The 7,042-nt window shown below is 72.2% G+C and carries 7 protein-coding genes; 3 read left to right on the top strand and 4 right to left on the bottom strand.

From position 1 onward, the window contains the following. Nucleotides 1-205: 205 nt before the first annotated feature. The 3 genes from CCL05_RS34520 to CCL05_RS34510 form a co-directional block, all read right to left on the bottom strand. On the bottom strand, nucleotides 206-913 hold the full coding sequence (locus CCL05_RS34520) for a polysaccharide deacetylase family protein (protein WP_086564591.1): 708 nt from the start codon (nucleotides 911-913) through the stop codon (nucleotides 206-208). Nucleotides 914-915: 2 nt separating this feature from the next. Beyond that, a complete protein-coding gene (locus CCL05_RS34515) occupies nucleotides 916-1,590 on the bottom strand; it encodes a glycoside hydrolase family 11 protein (protein WP_107400548.1) in 675 nt (224 codons plus the stop codon). A gap of 282 nt (nucleotides 1,591-1,872) precedes the next feature. After that, complete coding sequence (locus CCL05_RS34510) at nucleotides 1,873-3,132, bottom strand: FAD-dependent monooxygenase (protein ID WP_086564590.1); 1,260 nt, start codon at nucleotides 3,130-3,132, stop codon at nucleotides 1,873-1,875. 300 nt (nucleotides 3,133-3,432) lie between these two features. Between CCL05_RS34510 and CCL05_RS34505 the strand changes: the two genes are divergently transcribed. The 3 genes from CCL05_RS34505 to CCL05_RS34495 all read left to right on the top strand — a co-directional run bounded on the left by CCL05_RS34505 (nucleotide 3,433) and on the right by CCL05_RS34495 (nucleotide 5,879). After that, entirely contained in the window at nucleotides 3,433-4,431 is a 999-nt protein-coding gene (locus CCL05_RS34505) for an ABC transporter ATP-binding protein (RefSeq protein ID WP_086564589.1), read from the top strand. Then, complete coding sequence (locus tag CCL05_RS34500; RefSeq protein ID WP_086564588.1) at nucleotides 4,428-5,261, top strand: ABC transporter permease; 834 nt, start codon at nucleotides 4,428-4,430, stop codon at nucleotides 5,259-5,261. Before CCL05_RS34505 ends, CCL05_RS34500 begins: the two co-directional genes overlap by 4 nt. Before the next feature lie 93 nt (nucleotides 5,262-5,354). After that, nucleotides 5,355-5,879 (top strand): YceI family protein, encoded by a 525-nt coding sequence (locus CCL05_RS34495; protein ID WP_086564587.1) that lies wholly within the window; start codon nucleotides 5,355-5,357, stop codon nucleotides 5,877-5,879. Nucleotides 5,880-5,957: 78 nt separating this feature from the next. Here CCL05_RS34495 and CCL05_RS34490 read toward each other — a convergent pair whose 3' ends face one another. Beyond that, complete coding sequence (locus CCL05_RS34490; protein ID WP_086564586.1) at nucleotides 5,958-6,893, bottom strand: thiopeptide-type bacteriocin biosynthesis protein; 936 nt, start codon at nucleotides 6,891-6,893, stop codon at nucleotides 5,958-5,960. Nucleotides 6,894-7,042 lie beyond the last annotated feature (149 nt).

Below are 7,042 nucleotides of genomic sequence, written 5' to 3'. Positions count from 1 at the left end.
CCCCGCAACCCCTCGCCAAGCGCGTCCGGCCCCATCCCACGCGCGAACACGAGATTCACCTCGTCGTGCCAACCGGATTCCAGAACCGCGCTGGACACATGCATCCATTCAGGCATGCGGCGCATCGTAGGGGCGGACACTGACAACGGGCCGTCCGGTCCTGCCCGGGTGGCGCGATGGCGCTGGAGGCCATCGCGCCGTTCGCTCAGCCGGGAGCCACCGCGTGGCCCGTCTGTGGGGAGATCATGCCCGCGCACAGGCCCCGGGACGCCAGGCCCTGGGCGATGCGGGGGATCGCTGCGAGGGTGTTGGCGGACCAGTCGTGCATGAGGATGGTCTGGCCGTTGGTGAGGCGGGCGGCGGCCTGGACGATCGCTTCCGTGCTCGCGCCGTTCCAGTCCTGGGAGTCGACGTCCCAGATGATCTGGGTCAGGCCGTGGCGGGCCGCGACCGACGTGACCGTCGCGTTGGTCTCGCCGTACGGGGGGCGGAACAGTTTCGGTGTGCCGCCTCCCGCGTTGGCGATGGCCTGCTGGGTCCGGGAGATCTCGGAGTCGATCTGGGACTGGCTCAGGCCGGTCAGGTGCGGGTGGGTGTAGCTGTGGTTGCCGATCCACATGCCGGCGGACACCTGGGCCCGGACCAGGGACGGGTTGGCGGCCGCGTGCTGGCCCTGGTTGAACATCGTGGCCCGCAGGCCGTTCCGGCGGAGTGCGTCGAGCAGTCCGGTCGTGTTGCCGGACGGGCCGTCGTCGAAGGTGAGGCCGACGTATCCGGTGCAGGCGGCGGCCCGGGACGGGGTGGCGACCGCGGTTGTCGCGGTGGTGGCCGTGAGGGCGGCGGCTGCGGCCGTCGTGAGGACCGTCAGTCTCGTGAGCAGGGTGCGGAACGAGGGCGGTGGTGTGGTTCCCATCGTCAGTACACCGTGATGCTGGAGTTGCCGCTGCTCTGGTAGCCCTCGGTCGCCATGATCATGTAGTACTTGAAGTTGCCCATGGGCATGCCGGCCCGGGCCCAGGCGTCGAAGTGGTTGCCGGTCGTGATGGTGCCGCCGGTCCTCCTGGACTGCCGGACGCTCCAGTACTGGTCGAAGGTCCGGTTGCCCTCGACGGACGGGGCGTTGTACCGGGTCGTCTTGTAGATGTCGTACGTGCCGCCGTCGCTGGTGACGGTGCCCTTGTACTGGCCCGTGGGCCGGTACGTGCCCCAGTTGTCGACGATGTAGTACTCGACCAGCGGGTTCGCCGTCCAGCCGTAGAGGGCCAGGTAGGCGTTGCCGGACGGGTTGAACGTGCCGGAGTAGTTCACGGTGCGGCGGGCGCCGTTGCTCCAGCCCTTGCCGGCGACGAAGTTGCCGGTGTTCCGCCATGAGGTGCTGTACTTGCCGCCGGAGGACAGGGTCATGGAGACCGTGCCCGGGGCGTCGGTCCAGAAGGAGTAGTAGTAGCCGTTGTCGGTGCCGGTCCTGTTGCTGGTGACGACCGTGTCGGCGTGGGCGGTGCCCGGCATGGCGATGGTGGCGAAGGCGACCAGCAGCATGGTGCAGGCGCTGCTGATGAGCAGCCGTAAGCGGCTCGATGACTTCTTCATGGGGGTGCTTCCTCCTCGTCCTGGTGGGGGTCGGTCGATGGGGAGCCTGTGTCATCGGGAGTGTTGGCCGGGCCCTGTCAACTGTCAATGCTTTCGGTGAGAGTTTCGAAATATTCGTCGGCTGCCGTGGGGTGATCGTGGGGGGTTCGCCCATTTAAGTGGGTAGTTGGTGGGTCGTGGGGCTGCCGGGCGGGTGAGTTCCTTGCCCCTATAGCGCGGAGGACAAGGTTCCGGTACTCGAATGTTTCGGACTTTTTCCGGATCACGCTTCGGATCACGTCCTCACGCCGGCACCGGCACCACACTGCGCCCCGTCTCGTGGGCGTACAGCGCCGCCCGGTCGTGCAGGGCCGCGTGGACCGCCATGTGGGCGTCCCTGCGGCGCTGGGCGGGGCCGTCGGGGAGGTGGAGGATGCCCGCGTTGCCGCGGGAGCCGCGCTGGACCTCGGCGGTGCGCGGGATGCGCAGGGACTCGTAGCGGGACAGGCGTTCCGGGATCGCGGGGACCGGCGCGCCCGCCAGGCAGGCCGCCAGGTCCATCGCGTCCTCGATCGCCTGGTTGGCGCCCTGGGCCATGAACGGCAGCATGGGGTGGGCCGCGTCGCCGAGGAGGGTGATGCGGTTCGTGGACCAGGTGCGCAGCGGCGGGCGGTCGTGCAGGGCCCACTGGTGGGTCGACTCGACCGCGTTGACGATGTCGGCCACCAGGCCCGTCCATGTGCCGAAGACCGCCCGCAGCTCGTCCGGGTCGCCGGGCCGGGACCAGGACTCGCGCGGCGGAGCGTCGGAGGGCAGCGGCACGGTCGCGGCGTAGCTGAGGTACGCGCCGGACGCGACGGGGTAGCACACGAAGTGCCCACCCGGGCCGAGCCACAGCCGCACCAGCCGTTCGCGGGCCTCGGCCGGCAACGCGTCCACCGGGACCAGACCGCGGTAGATGCCGAGGCCCGAGTAGACCGGCTCGTCGCGGCGCAGCGTCTCACGGACCGTGGAGTGGATGCCGTCCGCGCCGACCACCACGTCCGCCTCGCGGACCGTGCCGTCGTCGAAGGCGAGCCGGACGCCAGCGCCGTCCGGGAGTTCGCGCGCCGCGCTCAGCCGCTGGCCGAGGCCGAGACGCTCCCGGTCGATCAGGGACAGCAGCGCGTCGTGCAGATGCGCCCGGTGGATCGTCAGGTACGGCGCCGCGAACAGGCGCTCGCACTCCGCGCCGAGCGGCGTGCGGGCGATGGGCCGCCCGTTCCAGCCGCGTACCTCCATCGCCTCGATCCGCACCGCGTGCTCCTCCAGCGCCGGTCCGAGGCCGAGGCGCAGCAGAGGCCGGATCGCGTTGGGGGAGAGCTGGACGCCCGCCCCCACCTCGCCCAGTGCGCGGGCCTGTTCGTGGATCACGTACGGCGTGCCGTTCGCGGTCAGCGCGCCCGCCAGGGTCAGTCCGCCGATGCCCGCGCCGACGACGGCGACCACCGGCCGCTCCCCGCCGGCCGGGCCCGCGGGGTTCCCGGGCTGCCGCCGCCCTTCTGTGTCTTCGCCCAACAGCACCTCAGGGACCGCCTTCCGGGTCTTCGCGCCACGTCCTTCGCACCGCCGTGGTGCGCGCTCTCGACGTGGACGCACTGTCATCGGTCGAGTCCCGAGCATGTGGCGCCCGCCACCGGGCGGCAACGCCCCGCCCCGCTGTGCTGACAACTGTCGCCGCTTGCGTGACGGACGTCATCGAAACCCCCGTCACACCTGCTGCCGCACCCCCGCCCGGCCCTAACTTCCAGGAGAAGACGACCCCATGACGCACGACACCTGGAGGCACGCCGTGACACGCGAACGACGAGTGGAGCGACCGCGGTGACCGCGGTGGCCGTCGATGGCCTGCTCAAGAAGTACGGGGACCACGAGGCCGTGCGCGGCGTCGACTTCACCGTCGAGGAGGGGGAGATCTTCGCCCTGCTCGGACCGAACGGCGCCGGCAAGACCACCACCATGGAGATCCTGGAGGGCTTCCGGCACCGCGACGGCGGTGACGTACGGGTCCTCGGCCGCGATCCCGGCGACAAGGCGGACGGGCGCGTGCTGCGCGGGCAGATCGGCCTCGTGCTCCAGGACATCGCCGTCGAGCCGTACCTGTCGGTGCGGGAGACCATCGCCCGCAACGCGGGCTACTACCCGGCCCCGCGCGGCGTCGACGAGGTCATCGACCTCGTGGGGCTCCAGGAGAAGCGGGACGCGAAGGTCAAGGACCTGTCCGGTGGGCAGAAGCGGCGGCTCGACCTCGCCCTCGGCGTGATCGGCGACCCGAAGCTGCTGTTCCTCGACGAGCCGACCACCGGCTTCGACCCGGGCGCCCGCCGCGGGGCCTGGGAGGTCGTACGCAGCCTGCGCGACGCCGGCACGACCATCCTGCTGACCACCCACTACATGGACGAGGCGCAGGCCCTGGCCGACTCCGTCGCCGTCATCGCCGCCGGGCGGATCGTCGCCACGGGCACACCCGACACCATCGGCGGGCGGGACACCGCCCTCGCCAGGATCCGGTTCGCGCTGCCGGCCGGTGCCGCCATCGACGACGTGCCGATCCCGGTCAGCGACGCCGAGGACGGTCTCGTCACGGCCGAGGCGAAGGAGCCGACGGCCGCCCTGCACCGGCTCACCTCCTGGGCCCTGGACCGGGGCACACCGCTGGAGCGGCTGACCGTCGAGCAGCCCACCCTGGAGGACGTCTACCTGGGGATGACCAGCTCGTACGTACAGCAGGACGCCTCGTCCCCGTCCACCGGGCGGGACCGCACACCGTCCTCGGCGGCGCGTGCGCGCCGAGGGCGCCGACCCGGACGGAGCCGCCGATGACCAGCACCCTGCCCCCCACGACCACCGCCGCCGGACGACGGGCCCCACGCGCCGGGCGGGAGCGGCCCGACGAACGAGGCTCCCTCGCCCTGCTCGCCCACCAGATCCGCTACGAGCAGCTGTCGTTCTGGCGCAACCCGCAGTCGATGGTGTTCACCTTCGTCCTGCCGATCGTGATCATCTCGGTCTTCGGCGCCGTGTTCGCCGGCAGCGAGGGCCAGGACTTCTTCTTCGGCCTGAGCGGCCTCGAGTACTACACGCCGACCATCGCCGCCGTCTCCGTGCTGGGCGCCTGCTACGGCCAGCTGGCGATCGTCCTCGCCATGCGCCGGCAGACCGGCGTCCTCAAGCGGCTGCACGCGACCCCGCTGCCCGCCTGGGTGTACTTCGCGGGCCTGCTCGTGCACTGCGTCGTCGTCAGCGTCGTCGACGTGGCGCTGGTGATCGGCGTCGGACGGCTCTACGGCGTGCCCTGGCCGGCGCAATGGGCGGTCCTCGCGCTCACCCTGGTGCTCGGCGCGGCCAGCTTCTGCGCCCTCGGCGTCGGGGTGGCCTCCCTGATCCGCAACTCCGAAGCGGCGCCCGCGGTCGTGCAGTTCATCCAGTTCCCGCTGGTGTTCATCTCCGGCAGCTACTTCCCGATCCACTCCGGGACGATGAACACCATCGCCGGGGTGCTGCCGGTGAAACCGTTCAACGACGCCATGCTCGCGGCGTTCGCGCACGGCGCCGGCGTCCAGTGGAAGGAACTGGCCGTGCTGGCGGCCTGGGGCGTCGTCGGCGCCCTGATCGCCGTACGCAGCTTCCGCTGGGACCCGCGCCCCGAGTAGAGCCGACACGACCCGACCACATCGAGGGGGCCTCCCGGAGGCCCCCTCGGCGCTTCCCGACGACCCCCACTCCCCATGAGAAGGGACCCCACCATGTCCGTGGACCACACCACCCGCCCGAACCCCGCCCTCAGCGGGACCTGGCGCCTCGAACCGGCCGGCTCCACCGTGGAGTTCACCGGCCGCCACTTCTTCTTCCTGCCCGTGCGGGGTTCCGTCCCGGTGCGCTCGGGCCGTGCCGAGCTCGGCCCGGACGGCGTGCTGCTCCGCCTCGACGCCGCGGCCGGCGCGGCGGGCTTCGAGAGCGGCAACCCGCAGCGGGACACGGCCGTGCGCGGCCCGCGCTTCCTGGACGCCGAGCGCTTTCCCGAGCTGCGCCTCACCGGTGAACGACTCCTCGACGAGGACGGCTTGGGCCTGGCCGGTCTGCTGGAGGTCAAGGGGCGTGCCACGCCGGTGACGTTCACGGTCGACGAGCTGACCGTGCGGGGCGAGCGGGCCGTCGTACGGGCCGCCGCCCTGGTCGACCGGCACGCGTGCGGGGTCGGCGGCATGCGCGGTCTGGTGGGAGCGGAACTGCGCGTGCGGGTGCGGGCCGAGTTCGTACGGGAGGGATGAACGGGCACGCCGAGAGGCCCGGCCGGTGAGGGGATTCCGGCCGGGCCTCTTGCGTGGGCACCCACGGGGGCGGGGGAATCACCCCGTGGGGGCCGGGTCGGTTGCCCGGGTCGTCACCAGGGCCGGTATCGGGAAGACGTGGGCCAGCCAGGCGTAGGTGCGCAGTTCCTCCAGCATGCTCAGGCCGAGGCGGTTGTGGAGCATGTGGGCGTGCGAGAAGAGGATCATGCCGGGATGGACCGGTGAGTGGCGCCGGATCTCGGCGGCGTGGGCGGTCAGGGCCTCGTACCAGTCGGCGAACGGCCCGTGGGCGTCCGGTGAGACGCCCGCCGCGGCCGGGTCCTGGTCGACCTCGGTGATCCGGTCGAGCAGCTCGCCGGGGTGCCCGGCGTCGCGCGCCCACGCCTGCCAGGCGTCCCGGCCCCGGGCGAAGTAGTGGGCGCGCTCGGCCGGGCCGCCGAGGGCGACGGCGGCGGACAGCGTGCCGCGCAGGGCGAGCCGGGCGCGCCGCGCCTCACTGGTGACGAGCGGGGCCAGCCGCAGGGCGAGTTCACTGGAGCGGTGGAAGAGGGCCTCGGCGGCCGGCATCAGCGTGCGGCCGCCGTAGCGCTCGTACTCGGGGTCGTAGTCGGCGCGGTGCACGCCGGGCGGCAGCAGCGCCTGGACGGTGGCGTTGACACCGGTCTCGCCGGCGGCGGCGAGCCGGGCCGCGCCCTCCTGGTAGGTCTCCCGTGCCAGTGGTTCCTCGCCGGGTGCGAGCCGGCCCGCGACGCCGAGCCGGTCGCGCAGGGCCTGCTCCGCGCACGCGTACGCCTCCGGGGACAGGCCGGCGATCCGCAGCCGCAGGTGAGGGCCCGACTGCCAGTAGCGGATGAAGAACCAGGGGGTGTCGGGCGGCAGTTCGCCGACCGTCGGGCCGATGACGTCCGTCAGGACACGGTCGTGAGCGCTGCGGGCCGTGGTGCCGAGGTGCAGGTGCCAGGCGCTCCAGTCGTGCGGTGCGGTGGTGGGCATACGCGTTCCTTGTCGGTGGGTGGGGCTGTTCCGGGGGGCCTTATGTGCGCAGGTCCAGCACGGCACCCCCGGTCTCGCGCGGTACGCCGACCACAGCGGACAGGACGATCGTCTCGTCCTCGTCCAGGCCGAGGACCTCCTTGGTCTGG

This window comes from Streptomyces africanus, assembly GCF_002150735.1.
GTDB classification, from domain to species: domain Bacteria; phylum Actinomycetota; class Actinomycetes; order Streptomycetales; family Streptomycetaceae; genus Streptomyces; species Streptomyces africanus.
Note: the sequence above shows the minus strand (reverse complement) of the source record. Positions and strands in the feature narration are given on the sequence as shown.

Bases quoted from the DNA above. Each gene is read 5' to 3' on its own strand.
- CCL05_RS34500 (WP_086564588.1), top strand. From the start codon at position 4,428: ATGACCAGCACCCTGCCCCCCACGACCACCGCCGCCGGACGACGGGCC.
- CCL05_RS34515 (WP_107400548.1), bottom strand. From the start codon at position 1,590: ATGAAGAAGTCATCGAGCCGCTTACGGCTGCTCATCAGCAGCGCCTGC.
- CCL05_RS34490 (WP_086564586.1), bottom strand. From the start codon at position 6,893: ATGCCCACCACCGCACCGCACGACTGGAGCGCCTGGCACCTGCACCTC.
- CCL05_RS34495 (WP_086564587.1), top strand. From the start codon at position 5,355: ATGTCCGTGGACCACACCACCCGCCCGAACCCCGCCCTCAGCGGGACC.
- CCL05_RS34520 (WP_086564591.1), bottom strand. From the start codon at position 913: ATGGGAACCACACCACCGCCCTCGTTCCGCACCCTGCTCACGAGACTG.